The organism is Arthrobacter sp. zg-Y769 (genome assembly GCF_020907405.1).
GTDB lineage: Bacteria > Actinomycetota > Actinomycetes > Actinomycetales > Micrococcaceae > Arthrobacter_B.
In genome coordinates, this window is sequence record NZ_JAJJOE010000003.1 from 1 (window position 1) to 23,377 (window position 23,377).

The following is a 23,377-nucleotide window of genomic DNA, read 5'->3' on the forward strand; positions in this document are numbered from 1 at the left end:
GATATAACTTTGTGGTTCTCGGCTGCGGGGGGGGGGGCCCCCCCCCCCCCCCGGGCCCCCCCCCCGCAACTCCCTAACCGCTAGCGCTTCTGCTTGACGATCTTTTCCTGGTCTACGGCTTCTTCGTCCAAGGCCGAGGTAGCTTCGTTTCCGGCTGCGACCATGCGGTCGTCACCTTCGCCGAAGAAACCCTGCTTGAAGTTGGTGATGAGGTTCTTCATCTCATCAACCGTGGAATCCTCGAGCTTGTTCGTCTCGGCCAGGACGGTCATGACGGACGAGGAGCGGCGAACGTGTTCCAGGAACTCGCTCTCGAAGCGGCGCACATCCTCAACGGGAACGTCATCGAGGTAGCCGTTGGTGCCCATCCAGATGGACACAACCTGGTCCTCCACCGGGTACGGCGCGTACTGGCCCTGCTTCAGCAGTTCCATGAGGCGTGCACCGCGGGTCAGCTGCTGGCGGGAAGCGGCGTCAAGGTCCGAGGCAAACATGGCGAATGCCTGCATGTCGCGGTACTGGGCCAGTTCCAGCTTCAACGTACCGGAGACCTTCTTCATGGCCTTCTGCTGTGCGGCACCACCGACGCGCGAGACGGAGATACCGACGTCGACGGCGGGGCGCTGGTTGGCGTTGAAGAGGTCCGACTGCAGGAAGATCTGGCCGTCGGTGATGGAGATGACGTTGGTCGGGATGTAGGCCGAGACGTCGTTTGCCTTGGTTTCGATGATCGGCAGGCCGGTCATCGAGCCGGCACCGAGCTCGTCGGAGAGCTTGGCGCAGCGTTCCAGCAGGCGGGAGTGCAAGTAGAAGACGTCGCCCGGGTAGGCTTCGCGTCCCGGCGGACGGCGCAGCAGCAGCGACACGGCACGGTAGGCTTCGGCCTGCTTCGACAGATCATCAAAGATGATCAGGACGTGCTTGCCGCCGTACATCCAGTGCTGGCCGATGGCCGAGCCGGCGTACGGTGCCAGGTACTTGAAGCCGGCGGGGTCGGATGCCGGGGAGGCCACGATGGTGGTGTACTCCATGGCGCCCTTGTCTTCCAGCGTCCGCTTGATTTCAGCGATCGTGGAAGCCTTCTGGCCGATGGCTACGTAGATGCAGCGAACCTGCTTCTGGACGTCACCGGAATCCCAGTTGGCCTTCTGGTTCAGGATGGTGTCAACGGCAATGGCGGTCTTACCCGTCTTGCGGTCACCAATGATCAGCTGGCGCTGGCCGCGGCCGATCGGGATCATGGCGTCGATTGCCTTGAGGCCGGTCTGGAGCGGCTCGTGGACCGACTTGCGCTGGGTAACGCCCGGTGCCTGGAGTTCCAGTGCACGGCGTGCCTCTGCGGCGATCGGGCCCATGTCATCCATGGGCTCGCCCAGCGGGTCGACTACGCGGCCCAGGAAGGCGTCGCCTACGGGTACGGACAGGACTTCACCTGTGCGGTGTACTTCCTGGCCTTCTTCGATACCGGCGAAATCGCCAAGTACAACGACACCGATTTCACGGGTGTCAAGGTTCTGGGCGAGGCCCAGCGTGCCGTCCTCAAACCGAAGCAGCTCATTCGCCATAACGGAGGGCAGGCCCTCCACACGGGCAATGCCGTCGCTGGCGGTTGTTACGCGGCCAACTTCAACGCGCTCTGCGTTTCCGGGTTCGTAGGACGCCGCGAATTCATTCAACGCATTACGGACGTCGTCGGCGTTGATGGTCAATTCGGCCATCTGCAGTCCCTGCTCTCCTATGTTGTGATCATCGCTTAATAGCCGATGACCGTGATTGGTTCTCAAATGTTCTGAAGGCCGGTTAGGGCCGTCAAGGTGACTAGACAGCGAGCTTTCGGCGAAGTTCAGTCAGGCGCGTCGTAACGGTGGAATCAACTACTTCATCCCCCACTGTGACACGAATGCCGCCGAGAATCGCCGGGTCCACATTGACGTTGATCTTCAGCTCGCGGCCATACAGTCCGTTGAGAGAGGACTGCAGACGCTTTTGCTGTTCCTGCGTCAGCGGACGGCTGGACTGCACTTCTGCAATCCACCGCTGCTGGCGGCCGGCTACCAGTTCCGCGAAGCGGGCTACCAGTGCTGCGGGACGCAGACCGCGCGGGGCGGTTACTGCCTGCGTGACCAGCACCTTTGCTTCGGCTCCCATACCGGGCACGATTTTCTGTGCCAGTGTGGCCTTCGCCGAGGCGGAGGCCTGCGGTTCCTGCAGCGCACGCTGCACCTCGTGGTTGGCTGCAACGGCCTGGTTGAAACGGAACAAATCGTTTTCCAGGGCTTCAAGGCCGGCCAGGCCGGGACCCTTGTTTTCCGCGACAGCGGAAACAACCGTTGCACCCAGGGTTTCCAGGGCATCGCCGAGGTCACGCGAAGTGCGCCACCGGGACTCAACCAGAGAAGCAACCAGCTGCTCGGCATCGGTCGAAACCTTGCCGCCGACCAGCTTGGAGACCAGGGCTGCCTTGGCCGAGGCTTCACGAGCCGGATCCGTCAGGGCACGCAGCAGGCCAGCATCGCTGTCCAGCAGGCCCAGAATTCCAAAGAGTTCCTCGGCCAGGGACAGGGTTGCGCCGGGAAGCTTGGCTTCCAGCTTCTCCTGCGCCGCGGCCAGCGACTCGCTCGATATACCTGCCATTACTTAACCGCACCTGCGTTCTGGGTTTCCAGGTCGTCAAGGAAGCGGTCAACCACACGGGCGGCACGGGCATCGTCTGCGAGGGACTCGCCGACGATCTTGCCGGCCAGCTCGGTGGCGAGGGTGCCCACTTCGCTGCGGAGGGAAACGACAGCTGCCTGGCGTTCCGCTTCGATGGCGACGTGGGACTGTTCCATGATGCGGGCGGATTCGGCGCCTGCCTTGGCCTTCAGGTCAGCGAGGATCTGGGCGCCTTCGGCGCGTGCTTCCTCACGGATCCGGTTGGCCTCGGTACGGGCGTCGATGAGCTGCTGCTTGTATTCATCCAGGGCCGCGCTGGCCTCAGCCTGTGCGGCTTCGGCCTTCTTGAGTCCGCCTTCGATGGCCTCGGTACGCTCGGCGTACGTCTTCTCGAACATCGGGACGACAAACTTGACGACGATGTACATCAGCACGGCGAAGCCAAGCAGGGTTACGAGGATCTCCCAGATGTTTGGGATCAGTGGATTCGCGCCTTCTTCGGCGGCGAGGATTAGTGCCTCGTTCATTTCAATCCGTCCTATCTACTTGGTTAGGAAAATACGCGCTGAAGTTAGAGAACGAACGCGAAAACCAGACCAAGGATAGCCAGTGCTTCAGTCAGTGCCAGGCCCAGGAAGGCGATGGGCTGCAGGACGCGCTGGGCTTCCGGCTGGCGGGCAACGCCGTTGATGTAGGCCGCGAAGACCAGGCCAACGCCGATGGCGCCGCCGATAGCCGACAGGCCGTAGCCGACGAGGTTGATGTTGCCTTCGATATCCAAAACACCAGTCATTTGGTTTTGTTCCTTTCAAGATGCCCGTTGGGCAGGTTGCATGGTTCAGGGGGTTCCCCGGGAGAGGGGAGGTTTAGTGTTCCTCGGCCAGGGAGCCTTGGATGTAGATCGCGGTCAGCAGGGTAAAGACGTAGGCCTGCAGGACCTGGATCAAAACTTCGAACAGGAACATGGCGACGCCGCCTACCAGGGTGAGCGCACCCAGCGGCTTCAACAGTCCTTCAGCCTCGAGCAGCAGGAACGCGGTTCCGCTGCCGGCAAGCATGATGATGAGGTGGCCCGACAGCATGGTCGCGAAGAGTCGCAGGCTGTGCGTGATCGGACGGACCAGGAAGGTGGAGATGATTTCGATCAGTACCACGAGGGGCAGGATGGCCATCGGCACGCCGGACGGGACGGTGGCGAACTTGAAGTAACCCAGGCCGTGCTTCCGGATCCCGACGATAATCCAGGTGAAGTAGACAATCGCGGCCAGTGCATAGGCCGTGCCCACGTGGGACGTGGTCGGCAGCTGGGCCAGCGGGATGGTGCCCCACAGGTTGTTGATCAGGATGAAGAAGAACAGCGCGAACAGCAGCGGAGTGAAGGACCGGAAGTCCTTTTCACCGATGATGTCCCGGCCGATCGAGTTGCGGACGAAGTTGTAGCTCCATTCGCCCAGGAACTGCAGCCGGCCCGGGACCATCTGGCCCTTGCGGGCTGCGGCTACGAAGAACCACCCGATAAGGATGACGGAAAGGAGGATAAGCAGCATCTGCTTTCCGAATCCTTCACCGCTTTCGGCGCCCCAGGGAAGGATCTCAGGGAGGTGCATGTCTTCGAGGGTAGGTGCGACGAATCCCTCGTCATTGGAGGCGGGAAGCGCAAGCGCGATCAACGCGTTTCCTCTCTGCTGTGTCCATCGTTGGGCATATCATTGGTGGGCACGCATGATGTGCGCCCATTAGTTCGGTTTTGTGAAATCAATTCGATTTATCCGTATCCGGCTGTTTTCCGCCCGTGACGGGTCGGTTCGCACCCGAGGTGCGCCTGTGTGCGGAGGCCACATAGTAGCCACTGACCGCGCCCAGAACGATACCGGCCGGTAAAATCCAGCGAGTTCCCAGGAGACTATCCAGGCTCCACCCTATCAAACCCAGGGCGATGATTCCCGCAAGGACATACTGCAGCAGAGCGCGCCGCCTGGAGGGCGGTTCCTGGAAGGCCGCAGGGCCGGACGAGGGCCGATTCTTAGGCATATCCGCCTCCTTTTGAGCCTGCCTCGGCAGGGTCGCTGAAAATCAGGTGGCGGGTCCTCGAGAAGGCGCGTATTTCGGCAACCTGCCAAAGGACCACCGCGCCGACGGCGGTCAGGGCAAACCATTCCCGGTGCAGCCAATCAGGTGTTCCCAGCCCGAAAAGAATGACGGCGAACCCGACAACCTTAATGACATAGGTAACCATGAACATTCCGATCGCACCGGACGGATTGCGGCGCCCTACAAGGTGGCCGACTAACAGGCTGATTCCAAAGAATGCGGCTATCAGGAGCCAGCCCAGCAGCGAACTCGCCGCAGCACTGAGGCCCGCAGTGAGTCCCGCAGCAACCGCCGCCAGGACGGCTGCGGTACCGGTCACGGCAAGGGCCGTCCCGAGAATCCCAAGCCAGGGGGCCGTCGTTGGCCCCGAGGGGGTCAGGAACCCGCCGGGGCGGGGACCGTCTGCGGATCTCATGGTGTGGCAGTCTTCCTTGCTGTTTTCATCGTGAGCCGGAGGCTTCACGAGGACGCGGGCTACCGCGACCCTTGAATTCTACAGTACATAGAAGATGCCCCCTGCAAGCCCTGGCCAAGCCTGGCTAGGCCACGGTGCGCCGGGCAAACAGGCGCGGCGAGGCGAGGTAGAAAGCCAGCACTGCAACGGCAAAGAGGACTCCCGCCGCCGTCGCTCCGGCTCCGGCACCGGCGGTCAGCAGACCTGTGACTCCGACGGCGAGGGTGCAGCCGGTGACAATCAGGGACACCTCAACGTGGCCCAGGCCGGTATCGGTCAGCCGCTGGTAGACGTGCTGGCGGTGTGCCGAGTACCACCGCTCGCCGCGACGCATACGCCGCAGCAGCGTGGTGAAGGTGTCGGCCAGATAGATCAGGATCGGGAACAGGAGGTATTCCACGTAGACACCGGCCAGGAACGCGGCAACGGCAATACCGGCAATTGAGGACCCAAGCAGGTAGCTGCCCACATCCCCCAGGAAGACCTGTCCCCTGCCCAGGTTCCAGGGCAGGAAGGCGGCAAATGCCGCAGCGACCACCGCACCGGTAACCGTGAGCCAGACGTGGTCCGACAGCACGCCGCTGACGGAATACAGGGCACCCACGACCAGTCCGTGCAGGCCGGAGATTCCGTTGATGCCGTCCATGAAGTTGGCGACATTGATGTACGCCGCTATTGCCAGGCCGCCCACGGGGACCCACCACCAGCTCTGCTCCATGGTCCAGGCCAGGCCGGCGGTTCCGGCCAGGCCGATGGCCAGTTGCGTAGCTGCCCGTGTACGGACGGAGACTCCCCGCCAGTCCTCGATCCAGCCCAGCAGCGAGGCTGCACCGATCATGGCAACCAGGATGGCGAGCACGGAACGGTCAACGGCAACCAGTCCGGTCAGCAGCGCCAGCAGGAGACCGGCCAGAACGCCGGCTGCGGTCGTCACGCCCACCCCGCGGATGACCGCCCTGGTGTGCGAGGACCGCTCGTTGGGGATGTCCAGGACACCCAGCCGGCGCAGCAGCGGGATAAAGAGGAAGGGCAGCAGCAGGCTCGCCAGGAAGGCCGCGCCAACGCAGAGCGCCAGCAGCATCAGCCGGTCCGCCGTTCGCTATAGGGTTCCGGCTCATTCGCGGCGTCACCGGGGGCACCCGGACGGCGGGCACCGGGCATACGCACAATCTCACCGGCGTCTGTCGCTGCCCCGTCCGTCGGGACGCTGCCGGGTTCGATCCCGCAGCGCCGCAGCCAGTCGGTAAGGTCCAGCTCTTCGGGATCCAGCACGGCCACGGAGGCGTGGGAGATCTTCGGATGCAGGGGGCGGGAATCCTCTTCTCCGGTGCCAACGAGGATCTCGTGCAGCTTTTCACCCTGGCGCAGTCCGGTGAAGACAATTTCGATGTCCTTGCCGGACATCGCGATCATGCGGCGGGCGACGTCGAGGATCTTCACGGGCTCGCCCATGTCCAGGATCATCACCTCTCCCCCGCGGCCGATCGCACCGGCCTGGATCACCAGCTGGCAGGCCTCGGGGATCGTCATGAAGAAGCGGGTGACCTCGGGGTCCGTCACAGTGACGGGCCCGCCCTGGCGGATCTGTTCGCTGAAGAGCGGAAGCATCGAACCCCGGCTGCCGATCACGTTGCCGAACCGCACGGAGACATACTGCTCTCCGGTGGCACGCGCCATCCAGGCGGTCAGCTTTTCCGCGACGCGCTTGGAATGGCCGAGCACGGTGGTCGGGTTGGCGGCCTTGTCGGTGGAGATGTTCACGAAGTGGCGCACGTTCGCCTTGCGGGCCGCGGCCAGCACATTCGCGGTGCCGATGATATTGGTCTTCCACGCTTCCTGCGGGTACTGCTCCAACAGGGAAACATGCTTCAGCGCTGCGGCATGGAAAACGACGTCGGGGCGGCGTTCCCGGAAAATGCGCTCCAGCGCCTCCGGGTCGCGGATGTCGGCCAGCACGGTGTCCGGGCCGTCCAGCAGGCCGCGGCCGGTGATCGAGAGCTGGGTGAGCTGCAGGCCGGTCTCATCCCGGTCCACCATGATCAGCTCGCCGGGGTTGAAGGCGGTGATCTGGCGGCACAGTTCGGAGCCGATGGAGCCGCCGGCACCGGTGACAAGCACCTTCTTGCCGGACAGGTAGCCGGCCACCTCGTCAACGTGGATGTCCACCGGCCTGCGGCCGATGAGGTCTTCAACCGCTACGTCGCGGAAGTCGCCCAGGCCGGCGCCGTCACCCTTGGAGAGCATGTCCTTGAGCGGCGGAAGCACCAGCACGCGCAGGTCCAGGCCTTCGGCAAGGTCGGAAACCTCGCGCACCTGCTTCGCTTCCACATCGGCAATGGCGACGATCAGCACGGTAGCGCGGGTGCGGTGCACCAGTTCGGGGAGGTCCACGAGCTTGCCCAGGACCGGAACGGTAGCGAGCCTCAGGTGCTTCTTGGCCGGGTCATCGTCAACGAGGCCTACGGGGTAGTACGGAGATTCCGGGTCCTTCATCATCCGCGAGACCAGGGATCCGCCGAGGAAGCCGGCTCCGTACACGAGGGTGCGCTGGGCTTCCTCGCCCGGGCGCGCCTTGCTCTCCACGTACATCCGCTTGAGGTACCGGATGGCCGCCATAAACAGGCAGGCAAAGGGGAAGGCGATCATGCCTGTGCTGCGCGGAATGTCGATCACGAGGCCGAAGAGGGCGCTGGCGAGGACCAGGATGGCGGAGACAATCAGGGTCACCACGGCGAGCAGGCGCATTTCGTGGAAACTGCCGAAGCTGTAGCGTCCGCGGTACAGGGCGAACGAATAGCCAACGATCAGCTGCGTCAGGACGGCCACGCCGCAGAAGACGGCGAGCCCCCCGGGGTTGATCTGCTCAACGGTCAGTTCATAGCGGAGCACCAGCGCAAGGCAGATGGACACGATCCAGGCCAGGGAGTCCAGCATGTACTGCGACCAGAGCCACAGGACGGGCTTTTCCTCCCGGGGAAGGTGACGGTTGTCCGTAGGTTTTTGCCTCATGGTCCTCAACGGGTAGGTACCCGGCTCTCTTCTCGGTAGTGCGAAGAACAGGTGGAAGAATCCGGTGTAATAGACTGGAATCTATTCAGCATACTAACTGCATACCCACTCCGGTTTCGGTTTAAGCCGATCCCCCGGGTTGCCCGAAAGGACCATCTTGCCGGACTCCGTGGCCGTAGCAGCAGTGACCTTCGACCGTCCCGACGACGTCAAGACGCTCCTGGAGGCATTGGCCGCGCAGAGCGGCAACATCACGTCCGTGGCGCTCGTGGACTCCGGGAAGAACCCGGTTTCGGATATCGCTGAAAACTCATCGGCACCGGTGAACTACATCCGGTCCAACACCAACCTCGGCGGCGCAGGCGGATTCTCGCTGGCGATTCTATCCGCCCTGGCCTCAGGTGCCGAATGGATCTGGATCATGGACGACGACGCCCATCCCGAGGATCCCGAATGCGTTGCCACCCTGCTGGCCGCGGCGAAGGAACGCGGGCTCGACGTCGTCCTGCCGCTCGTGGTTGCCCCCGGAGCGCCGGACACGCTGTCCTTCCATTTCCGCCTGGACGGAAAGCTCACCCATGACCGCGCCGAAGTTGCTGCCCGCGGCTTCCTGCCCAATGTGGGCCACTTCTTCAACGGGGCCCTGATCCGCGCCGATGTGTTCTACCGCGTGGGCCTGCCGGACCTGCGGCTGTTCATCCGCGGCGACGAGACGGATTTCATGATCCGGCTGCGCAGGGCGGGCATTGAGTTCGGCACTGTGACCACGGTGGCCCTGACGCACCCGGCCGCCTGGGCCGAAGTGCAGCCCGTCCTCGGTGACCGGCTGCATGTCCTGGTCCCCGAGACGCCGTTCAAGCAGTTCTACTTCTACCGCAACCGCGGCTTCCTCACCCGCCGTTACGGACGGGTGAAGTCCTTCGTGGCTGACGCCGTCGGATACCCGGTCCACTTCGCTCGAACCCGCGATCCCCGCGGCTTCGCGAACTGGCTGCGCGCATACGCGGCCGGCCTGGGCGGGCGCCGCTTCGGACCGCCGTCGGACTTCGGGTTCTAACGTGCCTGCTGCATCACCCGACGCCGCGCTGACGATCGTCATCACCACGTTCAACCGCTCCGGGTACCTCTCCGGGCTGCTGGACAGCGTCAAGGCACTCGACCCGGCCCCTGCGGCCGTGGTTGTGGTGGACAACGCCAGCACCGACGCGACACCGCAGGTCCTGGCAGCAGCCCGGGCCGGTTTCCCGGTTCCGCTCAGCGTCCTGCGGCTGGAGGAAAACACCGGCGGTGCCGGCGGTTTCGCCGCCGGCGTCGAAGCCGCCCTCGCCTCCGGTGCGCAGTGGCTGTGGCTGATGGACGACGACGTCGAGGTCCTCCCGGGCGCCGTCGCGGCACTGCGCAAGTGGACCGGCAGCTATGACTGCATCCACGGCCGGCGGTTCGACGCCGGCGGGGCACCGTTCTTCTGGCAGCACCGTTTCGTCCCCTTCCTGGGGCTGCACCTGCCGGTGCGGGGCAATGTCTTCCGCGACTCCCCCGTCTTCGATACCAATGTGGGCTGCTTCGAGGGAATGCTGATCAGCGCCGCCCAGGTCCGCCGGATCGGCCTGCCGGATGCCCGCTACTTCATCAACGGCGACGATGTCGTCTACGGCTGGCTCGCCTCCCTGGACCGGCCCGTGGCCTACGTCAATGATTTTGTGATCCGCAAGGTCCGGGTGCAGCGACAGATCGACCTCGGCATCCGGCACCTGAACGATTCCAGCGATCTGGGCCGCTTCACCGCGATGCGGAACCGCGGCTACACCGCACGGTACCTGCAGGTCCATGGGCAGTACCGCCGGTACGGCTTCGCCCTGGGCACTTTCCTCACTGCCGGAAAGGAACTGCTCCGCCTGGTCGCCGTGGAGCGGACCCTGCGGGGTGCCGGCCGCCTCTGGGCCGGCTGGCGCGGTGCCCGCCGCATCCTCCGCGACCCGTCCTGGTTCCCGATGCCGCAGCTGGCGCCCGGGGAACCCGCACCACGAAAGCAGCAGGTTTGAGCACTTCCTCCGCCACGCAGCCCTCCGTCCCCTCCTCCGGCCAGGCCCCGGTGTGGGTAGTCCTGGGCGCCTCCGGGTTCATCGGTTCGGCCGTCCGTTCCGCCCTCGCGGCACACGGCATTGAGGTCCGGGCAGTGTCCGCTCCCCGGCTGGGCGCCGCGGGCACCGACGCAGCGGCCCTGCTTGCAGAGGCAGCGGCCCTGGACACGGAGCGGAGTCGGCTGGCGGCGGCCTTCGCGGGTGCCGACGTGGTGGTTAATGCTGCCGGACTGGCGACTCCCGGAGCTTTGGACTCGCCCGGGCTCCGGGGCGCCAACTCGCTGCTGCCCGCGCTGGTCGCCGACGCAGCCGACGCTGCCGGGGTCCGCCGGTTCGTGCACCTGAGCAGTGCAGCGGTCCAGGGGCACCGGGCCTTTCTGGACGAGAGTCTCCAGGTAGAGCCGTTCTCGGCCTACTCCCGTTCAAAGGCACTCGGCGAGCAGGTCCTCACGGCCCGGACCGGCGGGACCTGCAGCGTTGCCACGGTCCGGGCCACTTCGGTCCAGGGACCGGGCCGGGCGACGACGGCGAAACTTGCCCGGCTCGCGGCCTCGCCGCTGGCATCGGTCGCCGGGCCGGGAACGGCACCCAGCCCCGTGAGCTCGGTTCATTCGCTGGTCGACTTTGTCCTGCGGGTCGGCCTCCACCAGGGTCCGGTGCCGCCGGTGGTGCTCCAGCCGTGGGAGCAGGCTTCGGTGTCCACCGTTCTTGAAGCCGCCGGCGGCCGGCGCCCGGCACACCTGCCTGCCTGGTTCTGCCGCGCGGTGCTGCGCTCGGGCTATGCCGTCTCTTCGCTTGCCGGAGAGCGGCTGCACGGAGCTCTGCGCCGGGTGGAAATGATGTGGTTCGGACAGCGCCAGGAGCCCGGCTGGGCCGAGTCCACGGGCAATGTCCCGGAACCCCGCGTCCGGGAAGTCCTGGAGGCTTCCCGGAACTGAACGGTTCCGAGTCTTTTAGTCCTTGGCCAGGGAGGGTGCAGTACCGCCTGCTGCCGGTTCTTCGCCCAGGTCCAGGATCCCGGGCACCACTTCGCGCAGGGCGGCAATACTGACCGCGCCGCTGCGCACCACGCGCATCGGTTCGCTGGTGGCATCCACAATGGTGGAGGGGACCCCGTCGCTGCCCGCCACGGGACGGTGCCCGGCTTCCAGATAGACCTCAACGGATTCGCCCAGCTGTTCGCGTGCCTGCGCCGCGGTCTGCCCGGCAGGCGATCCGGTCCGGTTGGCCGAGGACACGGCCAGCGGTCCGGTGACGGCCAGCAGGTCCAGGGCGACGGCGTCGTCCGGCATCCGCAGCGCAACGGTGCCCAGTGTGTCGCCCAGGTCCCAGCTCAGGGACGGCTGGGCATGGAAAATCAGGGTCAGCCCGCCCGGCCAGAAGGTTCGCGCCAGGCTGCGGGCGTCCTCGGAAATGTCCATGGCGAGTCCGTCCATGGTCTGCACGCGCGGGATCAGCACGGGCGGGGGCATACTCCGGCCGCGGCCCTTGGCCGCGAGCAGGGTCGCCACGCCCTGCGGCGAAAAGGCGTCCGCACCAATTCCGTACACGGTGTCAGTGGGAAGCACCACGCAGGATTTCGCTGCTACGGCGCGCTGGGCCGCAGCAAGGCCCTCGCTCAGTTCCTCGGGGTTACTGCAGTCATAAGTGGTGCTCACGGCAACATTCTTTCACTAGTGGATGCCATTGGTTCGTTCCGCCGGACGGCCGACGTCGCGCGCGGGCGGTCGTTGAGGTCGCGGTGGGATTCGACGTCGGTCCACGCCGGATCGGCGGCGAGCAGCCGGGCAATGGCGGAAGCCTGCACCTCGGCGTGTTCCATCACGAAGTAACCGCCGGGGGAAAGCAGGCGTGCAGCGGTCCGGGCCGCGGCCATCGGCAGTTCCAAGCCGTCCGCTCCCCCGCCGTACAGGGCCATGGCCGGATCGTGTTCAGCGGCCTCGGGTTCGTTCGGGACGGCTTCCGCGGGGATATACGGCGGGTTCGACACCACTACATCGAAGCTGGAGCCGTGATCCGCCAGCGCGGTGCGCAGATCTTCCAGGACCAGGTGCACGCCCAGCGGAGCCAGATTCCGTTCCGCCCAGGCATAGGCGAGCGGACTAAGCTCCACGGCAAACACGTCGGCTGCGGGAACCTCCGAGGCCACCGCGGCCGCAATGGCTCCGGAGCCCGTGCCCAGGTCCACCACCTTCGCCGAACCCACCCGGCGCGCGGCGTCAATGGCCAGCTGCGCCACGGTCTCGGTTTCCGGCCGCGGGACAAAGACCCCGGGACCCACGGCAAGTTCGAGGTACCGGAAATGCGCCTTTCCCGTCAGGTGCTGCAGCGGTACCCGCGCAGCCCGCTCGGACACCAGTGCGTCGTAACCCATTGGTGCCGGCACGTCGGTGAACGCCAGCGCACGGACCCGGCCGGGGTTCTCCCCCAGCAGGTGCGCGGCCAGCAGTTCGGCGTCCACCCGCGGAGAGGGAACCCCCGCGGCGGCGAGTTCCGCCGTCGCCCGCCGCAGCGCTTCCGCAAGAGTGCCGGCGCTATTAGCTTTCGTCACCGATGGCGTCCAGCCGTGCCTGCTCGTCCATTTCGATGGCTGCCTGCACCACTGCCTCCAGCTCGCCGTTCAGGACGGTGTCCAGGTTGTAGGCCTTGTAACCGGTGCGGTGGTCCACAATCCGGTTTTCGGGGTAGTTGTAGGTCCGGATGCGCTCGGAACGGTCCATGGTGCGGATCTGCGACTTGCGGATATCCGAGTTCGCGGCGTCGATCTTCTCCTGCTCGTGGGCGAGGATGCGGGAGCGCAGCACGCGCATGGCCGCTTCGCGGTTCTGCAGCTGCGACTTTTCGTTCTGCATGGCCACGACAATGCCGGTGGGCAGGTGGGTGATGCGCACGGCCGAGTCGGTGGTGTTCACCGACTGTCCGCCGGGGCCGGAGGAACGGTAGACGTCGATCTTCAGGTCATTCTGGCTGATCGCGACCTCTTCCGGCTCGTCCACTTCGGGCAGCACCAGGACGCCGGCGGCCGAGGTATGGATCCGGCCCTGGGACTCGGTGACGGGAACGCGCTGCACGCGGTGCACGCCGCCTTCGTACTTCAGGCGGGCGTAAACGCCCTCGGCCGGATCGTTGGAGTTGCCCTTAATGGCCATGGCCACGTCCTTGTAGCCGCCCAGGTCCGACTCGGTGGCGGAGATGATTTCCGTCCGCCAGCCCCGCTGCTCGGCGTAGCGGGTGTACATACGAAGAAGGTCGCCGGCAAACAGGGCGGCTTCGTCGCCGCCTTCGCCGCCCTTGACCTCGATGATCACGTCGCGGCCGTCATTGGGGTCGCGCGGAATCAGCAGGCGGCGCAGCTTCTCCTGGGCGTCATCCAGCTGCTCCTTGAGCACGGGTACCTCAGCTGCGAATTCGGGATCCTCGTCAGCCATTTCCACGGCGGCGGCGAGGTCATCCTCGAGTCCGTGCCAGCGGTTGTAGGCGTCCACAATCCGGCTGAGTTCGGCGTAACGCCGTCCGAGCCGCCGGGCCAGGCCCTGGTCCGCGTGCACTGCCGGGTCGGACAGGCGCAGCTGAAGTTCAGCGTGCTCATCCAACAGGCCCTGAATGGACTCAAACATGTTTTAGATTCCTCTTTCGGCTGGGTTTCCCACAAGCAGTTTATCGGTTCGTCACGGCACCTTCGGTCCGGCGCGTTAACGCACGAGCCGCCCAGGCCCCCTGCCCGCTGATTCGCGGGAGGGAGCATGAGCGGCTCGTAGGGCAGCTAGTTGTCCTTGGTGCCCAGGGTCGTCTGCTGGACCTGCATCAGGAACTCGACGTTGGACTGCGTCTCCCGGATCTTGCCGGTGAGCAGCTCGAGTGCCTGCTGGGTGTCCAGGCCGGACAGGACCCGGCGCAGCTTCCACATGATCTTGACTTCATCCGGGGAGAGCAGGTTCTCTTCGCGGCGGGTACCCGACGCGTTGACATCCACGGCCGGGAAGATGCGCTTGTCCGCAAGGTTGCGGGACAGTCGCAGTTCCATGTTGCCGGTGCCCTTGAATTCCTCGAAGATGACCTCGTCCATCTTGGATCCGGTCTCCACCAGGGCCGTAGCCAGGATGGTGAGCGAACCACCGTTTTCGATGTTGCGGGCAGCACCGAAGAAACGCTTGGGCGGGTACAGTGCCGAGGAGTCGACACCGCCGGAGAGGATACGGCCCGACGCCGGAGCGGCCAGGTTGTAGGCACGTCCCAGGCGGGTCATCGAGTCAAGCAGCACCACGACGTCGTTACCCATTTCCACCAGGCGCTTGGCGCGCTCGATGGCGAGTTCGGCAACCGTGGTGTGGTCATCGGCGGGGCGGTCGAAGGTGGAGGCAATAACCTCGCCCTTCACCGTGCGCTGCATGTCCGTGACTTCCTCGGGACGCTCGTCCACGAGGACCATCATGAGGTGGACCTCGGGATTGTTGATCGTGATGGCGTTGGCAATTGCCTGCAGGATCAGCGTCTTGCCGGCCTTCGGCGGGGAGACGATCAGGCCGCGCTGGCCCTTGCCGATCGGAGCCACGAGGTCAATGACACGCGGGCCGATTACCTTGGCCGAGGTCTCCAGGCGCAGGCGCTCGGAGGGGTACAGCGGAACCAGCTTGGAGAACTCCACGCGGTCCTTGTTGTCCTCGGCCGGCTTGCCGTTGACGGTGGTGAGGCGGACCAGTGCGTTGAACTTCTGGCGCTGGTTTCCACCCTGGTTCTCACCTTCGCGGGGTGCACGGATGGCGCCGACGACGGCGTCGCCCTTGCGCAGGTTGTACTTCTTTACCTGGGCGAGGGAAACGTAGACATCGTTCGGGCCCGGCAGGTAACCGGAGGTCCGGACAAAGGCATAGTTTTCCAGGACGTCGAGGATGCCCGCTACGGGCAGCAGGACGTCATCTTCGGTGACCTCGACGTCGTCGACCTCGGGGTTCTGGTTCCGGTTGCGGCGGCGCTCGTTACGGTCGCGGAAACGGTCGTTCCGGTCTCCGCGGTCGTTGCGGTCATTGCGCTCGTTGCGGTTCCGGTTGCGGCGGTTACGCCCGCGCCCGTTCTCGTCGCTGTCATCGCGGTTGTTGTCGCGGTCGCGGCCGTTCTCGCGGTTGCTGTCGCGGTTGTTGTCGCGGTCGCGGTTGCTGTCGCGGTTGCTGTCGCGGTTGTTGTCGCGGTCGCGGTTGCCATCGCGGCTGTTCTCGCGGCTGCCGCCGTTTTCGCGGTTGTTGTCGCGGTCGCGGTTGTTGTCGCGGTTGTTGTCGCGGTCCGAGCGGCTGCGGCGCTCACGGCGTTCGCCGCGCTCGTCGTCGCCCTGGGTCCGGTTCTCGGAACCGTTGGCTGCGGTGTTGTTCGAAGCGGCTCCGTTGCTGGAGGCGGCAGCGTTGTTGGAAGCACCGTTGCCGGAGCCGTCCTCTGCGGGTGCTTCGACGGCTGCGTTGGCGGCAGCGCCGTTGGACTCGCTGGAGTCTGCGCGGCGGTTGCGGCTGCGGCGGTTGCCGCGCTCGCGCTGGCCCTCTTCGCGTCCGTTGTCTTCGCGTGCCTCGCGGTTCCGGGCCGGGGCCTCAGTGGTTTCCGCTTCGGGCGACGCGGCGGCGGCCGGTGCCTCTACTGCTTCCGCCGGGGCGGAAGTGACGACGCCGTCACTGGCTGCACGCCGGTTGCGGTTGCGGGTACGCGTCGGGCGGGTTGTCTCGGCCGACTGCTCCGCGGGTGCTGCCGCCTTCTCAGGCGCGGAAGCGCCCTTGGCTGCGTCATCACCGGCATCGCTGCGGGAGCCGCGGACCGGGCGGTCCGCTACTGCGCCGCCGCGCTGGTGGTTGGAGATGGCCGTAACCAGGTCTCCCTTACGCATGCGGGAGCCCCCGGTGATGCCGAGCTGGCCGGCAAGCGCCTGGAGCTGCGCGAGCTTAAGGCCTGCAAGGCCTGCGCTCTTGGATGTGTTCTCGCCGGTTGAACCGGCGGATGCTGAATCCACGCCTGCAGTCAGGCTAGTGGTATCTGTCACGAAGGATCCTTCCCCCTCGTCGGGCGGTCCGGCGCAATGCCGGCCGCGGTGATTGGCCCTGGTCCCAAAGATCAGACATTGGGTCAGGGTTCGCCTACTGCCGGCCCGATGGCCGGAGAAAGGCGAATCTGCTGGGTGCCTTAGTTAAGAAGAATCCACGCAGAGTCTGGTCAGCTTCGCTGCCGAACACGCGGCATTCAAGTGGGACACGCCGCTTCTTGGCGGTTCCTTTGAAGGCTACACCGGAGACTGTGCCTCCGCGGGTGGGCGATTGAATCAACGGGAATCACCGCAAGACGGGTGTAATCACACCTGACGGCGGCAAAGTGTTTTCAACGAAAGCCCGGGGCGGCCCGAAATGGACGGCTACCTGCGAGAGCACAGGACGGAAAATTACCGCTGGTGCCCTTCCACTCTAGCACCATCTCGCTCCACGCCAAGCCGCAAAACACGCCAATTCGCGCCGGATTCGGCTGCCTGCAGATGTTTGGTCATGGCGTGCTCTGCCTCCAGTGCGGCGGTCTCGCCGTTGGCCAGGCACATTACGGTTGGACCGGCGCCGGAAATCACGGCAGCGAATCCCGCCGAACGCAGCGACTGCAGGAGCCGGGCGCTGTCCGGCATTGCGGGGGCACGGAAATCCTGGTGCAGTGCGTCGTGCGTTCCCTCAAGCAGCAGCGAAGGATCAACGGTCAGCGCGTGGATCAGCAGGGCAGCACGCCCGGCGTTGGCGGCGGCGGTCCGGTGTGCCACGGTGGCCGGCAGCAGCCCGCGGGCACTCTCGGTGGACAGTTCGACGTCGGGAATGGCGACGACGGGAACCACGGCGGGGTGCACGGCGGACCGTACGGAACGGAAAACGCCGTCGGTCTCCCATGAAATGGCGAGGTCTCCCGCGAGTGCGGGAGCCACATTGTCCGGGTGGCCCTCTAATGCCGAGCAGCTGTGCAGCAGTCCGGCGGCGTCGAGCCGGGCCTCGGCAGGAAGCAGGGAATTCGCTGCAAGGACGCCCGAGACAATCGCGGAGGCCGAAGAGCCCAGCCCGCGGCCGTGCGGGATGGCGTTATCGGCACTCAGGTGCAGGCCCTGGACTTCGTATCCGGCGGCCGCGACGGTGGCGAGCAGGGCGCGGACCACCAGGTGGGAGGAATCCAGCGGAACGTTTCCGGCCCCCTCCCCCGCAACCTCCACGAAAATGCCTTCGTTTTCGGACGTGCGTACCCGAACCGTGTCGTACAGCGTCAGGGCAAGGCCGAGGGAATCAAACCCGGGGCCGAGGTTGGCACTGGTCGCCGGCACGGACACTCTCACGTCCTGGCCCGGTGCCAGGGCACGGGGGCCGGTGCGGGAGACAGAGCGCGGTTCGCGGGGAAGGTCCACGTGCATGCTGCTGCCCTACTCGCCGGATCCGGTGGTTGGTGCCGCTTCCAGGCCCAGTGCTGCTGCCACGCTGACGACGTCGAAGTCCACCTTGGTGGGTTCGACGTCCGAGCCGTCAGCCGTGCGCAGCGCCCACTGCGGGTCCTTGAGGCCGTGTCCGGTGACCGTGATGACGATGGTTTTCCCGGCGGGGACTTCACCGGCGGCATGCTTCTTGAGCAGTCCTGCCACGCCTGCCGCGGAAGCCGGCTCCACGAATACGCCTTCACGGGAGGAAAGCCAGCGGTGCGCGTCGAGGATTTCAGTGTCCGTAACCGCTTCGATCAGGCCGCCGGATTCATCACGGGCTGCGATGGCCTGGTCCCAGGAAGCCGGATTGCCGATGCGGATGGCGGTGGCAATGGTGTCCGGATCGGTGACCGGGTGTCCCTTCACCAGCGGCGAGGCGCCTTCGGCCTGGAAGCCCCACATGTGCGGGGTCTTGGTGGCCACCGGCGCCAGTTCCTCCCCGGCCACGTTGGTCCAGGGCTGAGCGTATTCGGAGTAGCCCTTCCAGTAGGCGGTGATGTTCCCTGCGTTGCCTACGGGCAGCAGGTGGTAGTCGGGCGCGTCGCCGAGGTAGTCCACCACTTCGAAGGACGCCGTCTTCTGGCCTTCAATGCGTGCCGGGTTCACGGAGTTCACCAGGAACACCGGGTAGGCCTCGGCGAGTTTGCGGGCCACCTCCAGGCAGTTGTCGAAGTTGCCGCGCACCTGAAGCAGCTGGGCGCCGTGCGCAATGGCCTGGCTGAGCTTGCCCATGGAGATCTTGCCGTCCGGCACCAGCACGGCACAGGTAATGCCCGCCTGCGTGGCGTAGGCGGCCGCCGAGGCGCTGGTGTTTCCGGTGGAGGCACACACCACGGCCTTGGCGCCGGATTCGACGGCGGCAGTCATGGCCATGGTCATCCCGCGGTCCTTGAAGGATCCGGTGGGGTTCATGCCTTCGACCTTGAGGTAGACCTCGCAGCCGGTCAGTTCGGACAGCGCCTTGGCGCGGACCAGCGGCGTGCCGCCCTCGCCGAGGGTGATGACCTCGGTGCTCTCGGTGACCGGAAGACGGTCGGCATACTCGCGGATAACGCCGCGCCATTGGTGAGCCACGGCTCAGACTCCTTCTACCCGCAGGACGGATTTGACGTTCTTGATGACGTCCAGGCCCTTGATGGCCTCGACGGTTGCTGCGAGGGCAGCCTCGGGTGCACGGTGCGTGACGAAGCGCAGTTCGGCGCTGGCGCCTTCACCGTGAATGGTCTGGCGCATGGTTTCGATGGAGACACCGTGTTCGGAGAACACCCGGGCGACGGCGGCCAGGACGCCGGGCTGGTCGGCCACATCCAGGCCGATCGAATAACTGGTGGTGACCTTTTCCAGCGGCAGGGCCGGCAGCTGTCCGCTCGGCCGGCCGGCGGGAACCGGGCCGCCGAGGACCAGCCTGCGGGCAGCGGTAACCACGTCGCCCATCACGGCCGACGCAGTAGGCGCTCCCCCGGCACCCTGGCCGTAGAACATCAGTTCTCCCGCGTTTTCCGCCTCGACGAACACGGCGTTGAACGCCCCGTGCACGGCGGCCAGCGGATGCAGGCGCGGCAGCAGGGTGGGATGCACCCGCACGCTGACGCCTTCGGCGCCGTCGGTGTCCGTGAACTTCTCGGCGATGGCCAGCAGCTTGATAACGAACCCGGCTTCCCGGGCGGCGCTGATGTCCTCGGCGGTAACGGAGCTGATGCCTTCGCAGGAGACGTCCGAGAGGGCGAAACCGGTGTGGAACGCCAGGGAGGCAAGGATGGCCCCCTTTGCGGCGGCGTCGTGCCCCTCGACGTCGGCGGTGGGGTCCGCCTCGGCGTAGCCGAGCCGCTGGGCCTCGGCCAGGGCATCGGCGAACTGGGCTCCGGTGGAGTCCATGGCATCGAGGATGTAGTTGGTGGTGCCGTTGACGATGCCCATCACCTTGGTGATCCGGTCACCGGAAAGGCTGTCCCGGATGGGGCGCAGGATGGGGATGGCACCGGCCACGGCGGCTTCGTAGGAGAGCTGGACCCCCGCGGCGTCGGCCTTTTCGTACAGGCTCGCACCGTCTGCGGCGAGCAGCGCCTTGTTGCCGGTGACGACGGCGGCGCCCGAGCCCAGCGCGTGCAGGATCAGGCTGCGGGCCGGCTCAATGCCGCCCATCAGCTCGATCACGATGTCCGCGTCGCGGACCAGCGCCTCGGCGTCGGTGGTGAACAGTTCCGCCGGAAGCTCCACGTCCCGCGGCGCGTCCACGTTGCGCACTGCGATGCCGGACAGCTCCAGCCGCGCACCGAGGCGGGAGGCGAGGCCCTCGGCGTCGTCAATGAGGATCCGGGCAACCTGCGAACCTACGTTTCCGCACCCCAGCAGGGCTACTTTCAGGGTCTTCATTTACTGTGCCAACTCCTTGCAGAGGTTAGGAAACGTCGCGTGCCAACAGGTCGTCTTCGGTCTCGCCGCGCACGATCAGCCGTGCGGCGCCGTCCCGTACAGCCACGACGGGCGGCCGGGTGAGGTAGTTGTAGTTGCTGGACAGGACCCAGCAGTAGGCGCCGGTGCCCGGAACAGCCAGCAGGTCCGACGCCGTGACATCACCGGGCAGGTAGGCGTCCCTCACCACGATGTCGCCGCTCTCGCAGTGTTTGCCGACGACGCGTGAAAGGACCGCGTCAGCTTCGGATGTCCGCGAGGCCAGCACTGCGGAGTAGTCCGCGCCGTACAGCACGGGCCGGGCGTTGTCGCTCATCCCGCCGTCCACGCTGACGTAGCGCCGCGGCGAGGTGCCGCCGTCGGGCGTGTCCACCCGGACCGTCTTGGTGGTGCCGGCGCGGTAGAGCGTAAAGGTGCTCGGACCCACGATGGCGCGTCCCGGTTCAATGGAGATCCGCGGAACGGCCAGTCCGAGCTCGCTGCAGGTGCTGCCGACGACGGCGGCCATCGCGTTGGCGATTTCGGCTGCCGGGCGCGGGGCGTCGGCCTCGGTGTAGGCGATGCCGTAGCCGCCGCCCAGGTCCAGTTCGGCCAGTTCGACGCCGTAGTCCTGCTTCACTTCTGCGAGGAAACCGAGCAGCCGCCGCGCAGCCAGTTCAAAGCCGGCCGATTCGAAGATCTGCGAGCCGATGTGGCAGTGCACGCCCACCAGGTTCACGCCGTCGTGCTTGAGCGCCGTTTCCACGGCGGCCATGGCCGGGGACATTCCGTCCAGGTCCGGATCCGCGACCATGGAGAGGCCGAACTTCTGGTCCTCGTGGGCGGTGGCAATGAACTCGTGCGTGGAGGCATGGACGCCCGGGGTCAGGCGCAGCATCACGTTGGCGCGCTCCCCGCGGGAGGACGCCAGGTTCCCCAGCATTTCCAGCTCACCGAGGCTGTCCACCACAATCCGGCCCAGCTCCATGTCGAGGGCACGGGTCAATTCAGCCAGGGACTTGTTGTTGCCGTGCAGTCCGAGCTGGCTGCCGTGGAGCCCGGCACGCCGGGCGACGGCCAGTTCGCCGCCGGAGCACGTGTCCAGGCGCAGTCCCTCGGAGGAGACCCAGCGCGCCACTTCGGTGCAGAGGAAGGACTTGCCCGCGTAGTAGACGTCCGCTCCCCCGCACAGCCCGGCGAACGCGGCGTCGAAAGAGTCCTTGAAGTCCCGGGCGCGGGCCCGGAAGTCCGCCTCGGACATCACGAACACGGGCGTGCCGAATTCCTCGGCGATCCGGGACACGGGGATGCCGGAGATTTCCAGCTCGCCGCCGGCACCGCGCGCCACGTCCTGCGCCCACAGCTGCGGGCGCAGGGCATTCGTGTCCTCGGGCTGGCTCAGCCACTGCGGAGCCAGGGGTGAAGCAGTCATAACTTACATCCGTTCGGGTGCGGAGACTCCCAGCAGACCCAGGCCGTTGGCCAGGACCTGGCGTGCGGCGAGGTTCAGCCACAGGCGGGTGCGGTTGGTGTCAGTGATTTCCTCATCGCCCTGCGGAGCAATGCGGCAGGCGTCGTACCAGCGGTGGTAGGTGCCTGCAATGACCTCGAGGTGGCGGGCCACGCGGTGCGGTTCGCGGAAGGCACTGGCCTGCGCGACGACGCCGGGGTACTGCCCCAGGGCGGCCAGCAGGGCGCTCTCGGTGGGATGGCTCAGCAGCGAGGCGTCGAAGGCGGAATCGTCGACGCCGGCTGCCTCGGCGTTGCGGGCCAGGGCATGGGTGCGGGCGTGGGCGTACTGGACGTAGAACACGGGGTTCTCGTTGCTGCGCTTGGTCAGCAGGTCCAGGTCCACGTCGATGTTGGAATCCGCGGAGAAACGGGCCAGCGTGTAGCGGGCAGCATCCACGCCCACCGCGTCCACCAGATCCTCGAGGGTGACCACGGTGCCGGCACGCTTGGACATGCGCACGGGCTTGCCGTCCTTGACCAGGTTCACCATCTGGCCGATCAGCACCTCGACACATTCCGGGTCGTGGCCCAGTGCTGCGGCTGCGGCCTTCAGGCGGGCCACGTAGCCGTGGTGGTCAGCGCCCAGCATGTAGACGTTCAGGTCGAAGCCGCGCTCGCGCTTGTTGTGGATGTACGCAATGTCGCCGGCAATGTAGGCGGCGTTGCCGTCCGACTTAATGACCACGCGGTCCTTGTCGTCGCCGAACGCGGTGGAGTTCAGCCACCAGGCGCCGTCCTTCTCGTACAGGTTCTCGGAGCCCTTGAGCTGCTCGAGCAGTTTGGCCACCTGGCCGTTTTCGTGCAGCGAATCCTCGTGGAAGAAGACGTCGAAGTCCACGCCGAAGTTGTGCAGGGATTCCTTGATGTCGCCGAACATGAAGTCAACGCCGACCGCGCGGAAACGTTCCTGTGCCTCGGCGTCGGGCAGTTCGGTGATGTTCGGCTCGGCGGCCAGCACGCGGTTGGCAATGTCGACGATGTACTCGCCGGCGTAGCCGTCTTCCGGCGCAGGCTCGCCCTTGGCCGAGGCAAGCAGTGAGCGGGCAAAGCGGTCAATCTGCGCACCGTGGTCATTGAAGTAGTACTCGCGGGTGACCTCGGCGCCCTGGGACTGGAAGACCCGGGCCAGGGCATCACCGACGGCGGCCCAGCGGGTGCCGCCCAGGTGGATGGGGCCGGTGGGGTTGGCGGAAACGAACTCCAGGTTGATCCGGGTGCCCTTGAGGATTTCCGAGGTGCCGTAGGCGGGCCCGGCCTCGACAATGGCCTTGGCCAGTTCGCCGGCCGCACCGGCGTCGAGGGTGATATTCAGGAAGCCCGGGCCGGCAATGTCGACCTTCGCCACACCGGCGATCTTTTCCAGCCGGCCCTTGAGGATCTCTGCGAACTGGCGGGGGTTCATCCCTGCCTGCTTTGACAGCTGCAGGGCGATGTTGGTGGCCCAGTCACCGTGGTCACGGTTCTTCGGGCGCTCCACGCGCACCTCCCCGGGCAGCTCGACGCTGAAGTCACCGGCGTCGATGGCGTCTTGGAGGCAGGCAGTTACGGCAGAGGAAAGTTCTTCAGGAGTCACCGGTTAAGCATAGCCGGGTGCAGCGCGGGTCCGGTTTTGTATGACGGGCCTTACGCTGTGCGGATCCGGCACCGGCACTAATGATGCGATGTAATGGGAGAGAAGACCCCGGGCCGGTCAACGGCCCCGGGCGCAAAGCGACCCCC

General features: G+C 66.0%; 20 protein-coding genes. 3 read left to right on the forward strand and 17 right to left on the reverse strand.

Annotation, left to right across the window (positions count from 1 at the left end):
• Nucleotides 1–80 precede the first annotated feature (80 nt).
• From atpA to LOC60_RS00425, 8 genes are all read right to left on the reverse strand, one after another.
• Nucleotides 81–1,718 carry a F0F1 ATP synthase subunit alpha gene (gene atpA, locus LOC60_RS00390; RefSeq protein ID WP_230020703.1) on the reverse strand — a complete coding sequence of 546 codons (1,638 nt, stop codon included), beginning with the start codon at nucleotides 1,716–1,718 and terminating at the stop codon, nucleotides 81–83.
• 100 nt (nucleotides 1,719–1,818) lie between these two features.
• Entirely contained in the window at nucleotides 1,819–2,634 is an 816-nt protein-coding gene (locus LOC60_RS00395) for a F0F1 ATP synthase subunit delta (RefSeq protein WP_230020704.1), read from the reverse strand.
• Complete coding sequence (locus LOC60_RS00400; RefSeq protein WP_229949507.1) at nucleotides 2,634–3,182, reverse strand: F0F1 ATP synthase subunit B; 549 nt, start codon at nucleotides 3,180–3,182, stop codon at nucleotides 2,634–2,636. Before LOC60_RS00400 ends, LOC60_RS00395 begins: the two co-directional genes overlap by 1 nt.
• Before the next feature lie 44 nt (nucleotides 3,183–3,226).
• On the reverse strand, nucleotides 3,227–3,448 hold the full coding sequence (atpE, locus tag LOC60_RS00405; protein WP_227918267.1) for an ATP synthase F0 subunit C: 222 nt from the start codon (nucleotides 3,446–3,448) through the stop codon (nucleotides 3,227–3,229).
• Between the two features lie 73 nt (nucleotides 3,449–3,521).
• Entirely contained in the window at nucleotides 3,522–4,325 is an 804-nt protein-coding gene (atpB, locus tag LOC60_RS00410) for a F0F1 ATP synthase subunit A (protein ID WP_229949509.1), read from the reverse strand.
• A gap of 353 nt (nucleotides 4,326–4,678) precedes the next feature.
• The gene (locus LOC60_RS00415; protein ID WP_230020706.1) at nucleotides 4,679–5,161 is read right to left on the reverse strand and encodes a hypothetical protein; all 483 of its coding nucleotides are present in this window, start codon (nucleotides 5,159–5,161) and stop codon (nucleotides 4,679–4,681) included.
• Nucleotides 5,162–5,285: 124 nt separating this feature from the next.
• Nucleotides 5,286–6,281 (reverse strand): MraY family glycosyltransferase, encoded by a 996-nt coding sequence (locus tag LOC60_RS00420; RefSeq protein ID WP_230020708.1) that lies wholly within the window; start codon nucleotides 6,279–6,281, stop codon nucleotides 5,286–5,288.
• Entirely contained in the window at nucleotides 6,281–8,209 is a 1,929-nt protein-coding gene (locus LOC60_RS00425; protein ID WP_230020710.1) for a polysaccharide biosynthesis protein, read from the reverse strand. The genes LOC60_RS00420 and LOC60_RS00425 overlap by 1 nt, the downstream gene beginning before the upstream one ends.
• Nucleotides 8,210–8,366: 157 nt before the next feature.
• Between LOC60_RS00425 and LOC60_RS00430 the strand changes: the two genes are divergently transcribed.
• The 3 genes from LOC60_RS00430 to LOC60_RS00440 are packed head-to-tail and all read left to right on the forward strand — an operon-like array spanning nucleotide 8,367 to nucleotide 11,228.
• Nucleotides 8,367–9,266, forward strand: coding sequence for a glycosyltransferase (locus LOC60_RS00430; RefSeq protein ID WP_230020712.1), 900 nt, complete (start codon nucleotides 8,367–8,369; stop codon nucleotides 9,264–9,266).
• A 1-nt stretch (nucleotide 9,267) separates the two neighbouring features.
• Nucleotides 9,268–10,251 carry a glycosyltransferase gene (locus tag LOC60_RS00435; protein ID WP_230020713.1) on the forward strand — a complete coding sequence of 328 codons (984 nt, stop codon included), beginning with the start codon at nucleotides 9,268–9,270 and terminating at the stop codon, nucleotides 10,249–10,251.
• Nucleotides 10,248–11,228, forward strand: coding sequence for an NAD-dependent epimerase/dehydratase family protein (locus LOC60_RS00440; RefSeq protein WP_230020715.1), 981 nt, complete (start codon nucleotides 10,248–10,250; stop codon nucleotides 11,226–11,228). The genes LOC60_RS00435 and LOC60_RS00440 overlap by 4 nt, the downstream gene beginning before the upstream one ends.
• Nucleotides 11,229–11,243: 15 nt before the next feature.
• Here LOC60_RS00440 and LOC60_RS00445 read toward each other — a convergent pair whose 3' ends face one another.
• From LOC60_RS00445 to argS, 9 genes are all read right to left on the reverse strand, one after another.
• Entirely contained in the window at nucleotides 11,244–11,948 is a 705-nt protein-coding gene (locus LOC60_RS00445) for an L-threonylcarbamoyladenylate synthase (protein ID WP_230020717.1), read from the reverse strand.
• Nucleotides 11,945–12,841, reverse strand: a complete 897-nt coding sequence (prmC, locus tag LOC60_RS00450; protein WP_230020718.1) for a peptide chain release factor N(5)-glutamine methyltransferase — start codon at nucleotides 12,839–12,841, stop codon at nucleotides 11,945–11,947. The genes LOC60_RS00445 and prmC overlap by 4 nt, the downstream gene beginning before the upstream one ends.
• Nucleotides 12,828–13,907 (reverse strand): peptide chain release factor 1, encoded by a 1,080-nt coding sequence (prfA, locus tag LOC60_RS00455; RefSeq protein WP_230020719.1) that lies wholly within the window; start codon nucleotides 13,905–13,907, stop codon nucleotides 12,828–12,830. Before prfA ends, prmC begins: the two co-directional genes overlap by 14 nt.
• 146 nt (nucleotides 13,908–14,053) lie before the next feature.
• Entirely contained in the window at nucleotides 14,054–16,306 is a 2,253-nt protein-coding gene (rho, locus tag LOC60_RS00460; RefSeq protein ID WP_230020720.1) for a transcription termination factor Rho, read from the reverse strand.
• 393 nt (nucleotides 16,307–16,699) lie between these two features.
• Nucleotides 16,700–17,692: a homoserine kinase gene (thrB, locus tag LOC60_RS00465; protein ID WP_230020721.1), complete on the reverse strand. Its 993-nt coding sequence runs from the start codon at nucleotides 17,690–17,692 to the stop codon at nucleotides 16,700–16,702.
• Between the two features lie 9 nt (nucleotides 17,693–17,701).
• Nucleotides 17,702–18,829: a threonine synthase gene (thrC, locus tag LOC60_RS00470; protein WP_230020723.1), complete on the reverse strand. Its 1,128-nt coding sequence runs from the start codon at nucleotides 18,827–18,829 to the stop codon at nucleotides 17,702–17,704.
• Nucleotides 18,830–18,832: 3 nt separating this feature from the next.
• Entirely contained in the window at nucleotides 18,833–20,128 is a 1,296-nt protein-coding gene (locus tag LOC60_RS00475; RefSeq protein WP_230020725.1) for a homoserine dehydrogenase, read from the reverse strand.
• A 25-nt stretch (nucleotides 20,129–20,153) separates the two neighbouring features.
• The gene (gene lysA, locus LOC60_RS00480) at nucleotides 20,154–21,578 is read right to left on the reverse strand and encodes a diaminopimelate decarboxylase (RefSeq protein ID WP_230020726.1); all 1,425 of its coding nucleotides are present in this window, start codon (nucleotides 21,576–21,578) and stop codon (nucleotides 20,154–20,156) included.
• A gap of 3 nt (nucleotides 21,579–21,581) precedes the next feature.
• Entirely contained in the window at nucleotides 21,582–23,231 is a 1,650-nt protein-coding gene (argS, locus tag LOC60_RS00485) for an arginine--tRNA ligase (protein WP_230020727.1), read from the reverse strand.
• Nucleotides 23,232–23,377 lie beyond the last annotated feature (146 nt).

Excerpts from the sequence above, each read along its gene's own strand:
- atpA (WP_230020703.1), bottom strand. The coding sequence starts at position 1,718 with ATGGCCGAATTGACCATCAACGCCGACGACGTCCGTAATGCGTTGAAT.
- LOC60_RS00395 (WP_230020704.1), bottom strand. The coding sequence starts at position 2,634 with ATGGCAGGTATATCGAGCGAGTCGCTGGCCGCGGCGCAGGAGAAGCTG.
- LOC60_RS00400 (WP_229949507.1), bottom strand. The coding sequence starts at position 3,182 with ATGAACGAGGCACTAATCCTCGCCGCCGAAGAAGGCGCGAATCCACTG.
- atpE (WP_227918267.1), bottom strand. The coding sequence starts at position 3,448 with ATGACTGGTGTTTTGGATATCGAAGGCAACATCAACCTCGTCGGCTAC.
- LOC60_RS00415 (WP_230020706.1), bottom strand. The coding sequence starts at position 5,161 with ATGAGATCCGCAGACGGTCCCCGCCCCGGCGGGTTCCTGACCCCCTCG.
- LOC60_RS00420 (WP_230020708.1), bottom strand. The coding sequence starts at position 6,281 with ATGCTGCTGGCGCTCTGCGTTGGCGCGGCCTTCCTGGCGAGCCTGCTG.
- LOC60_RS00425 (WP_230020710.1), bottom strand. The coding sequence starts at position 8,209 with ATGAGGCAAAAACCTACGGACAACCGTCACCTTCCCCGGGAGGAAAAG.
- prfA (WP_230020719.1), bottom strand. The coding sequence starts at position 13,907 with ATGTTTGAGTCCATTCAGGGCCTGTTGGATGAGCACGCTGAACTTCAG.
- thrB (WP_230020721.1), bottom strand. The coding sequence starts at position 17,692 with ATGCACGTGGACCTTCCCCGCGAACCGCGCTCTGTCTCCCGCACCGGC.
- LOC60_RS00475 (WP_230020725.1), bottom strand. The coding sequence starts at position 20,128 with ATGAAGACCCTGAAAGTAGCCCTGCTGGGGTGCGGAAACGTAGGTTCG.
- lysA (WP_230020726.1), bottom strand. The coding sequence starts at position 21,578 with ATGACTGCTTCACCCCTGGCTCCGCAGTGGCTGAGCCAGCCCGAGGAC.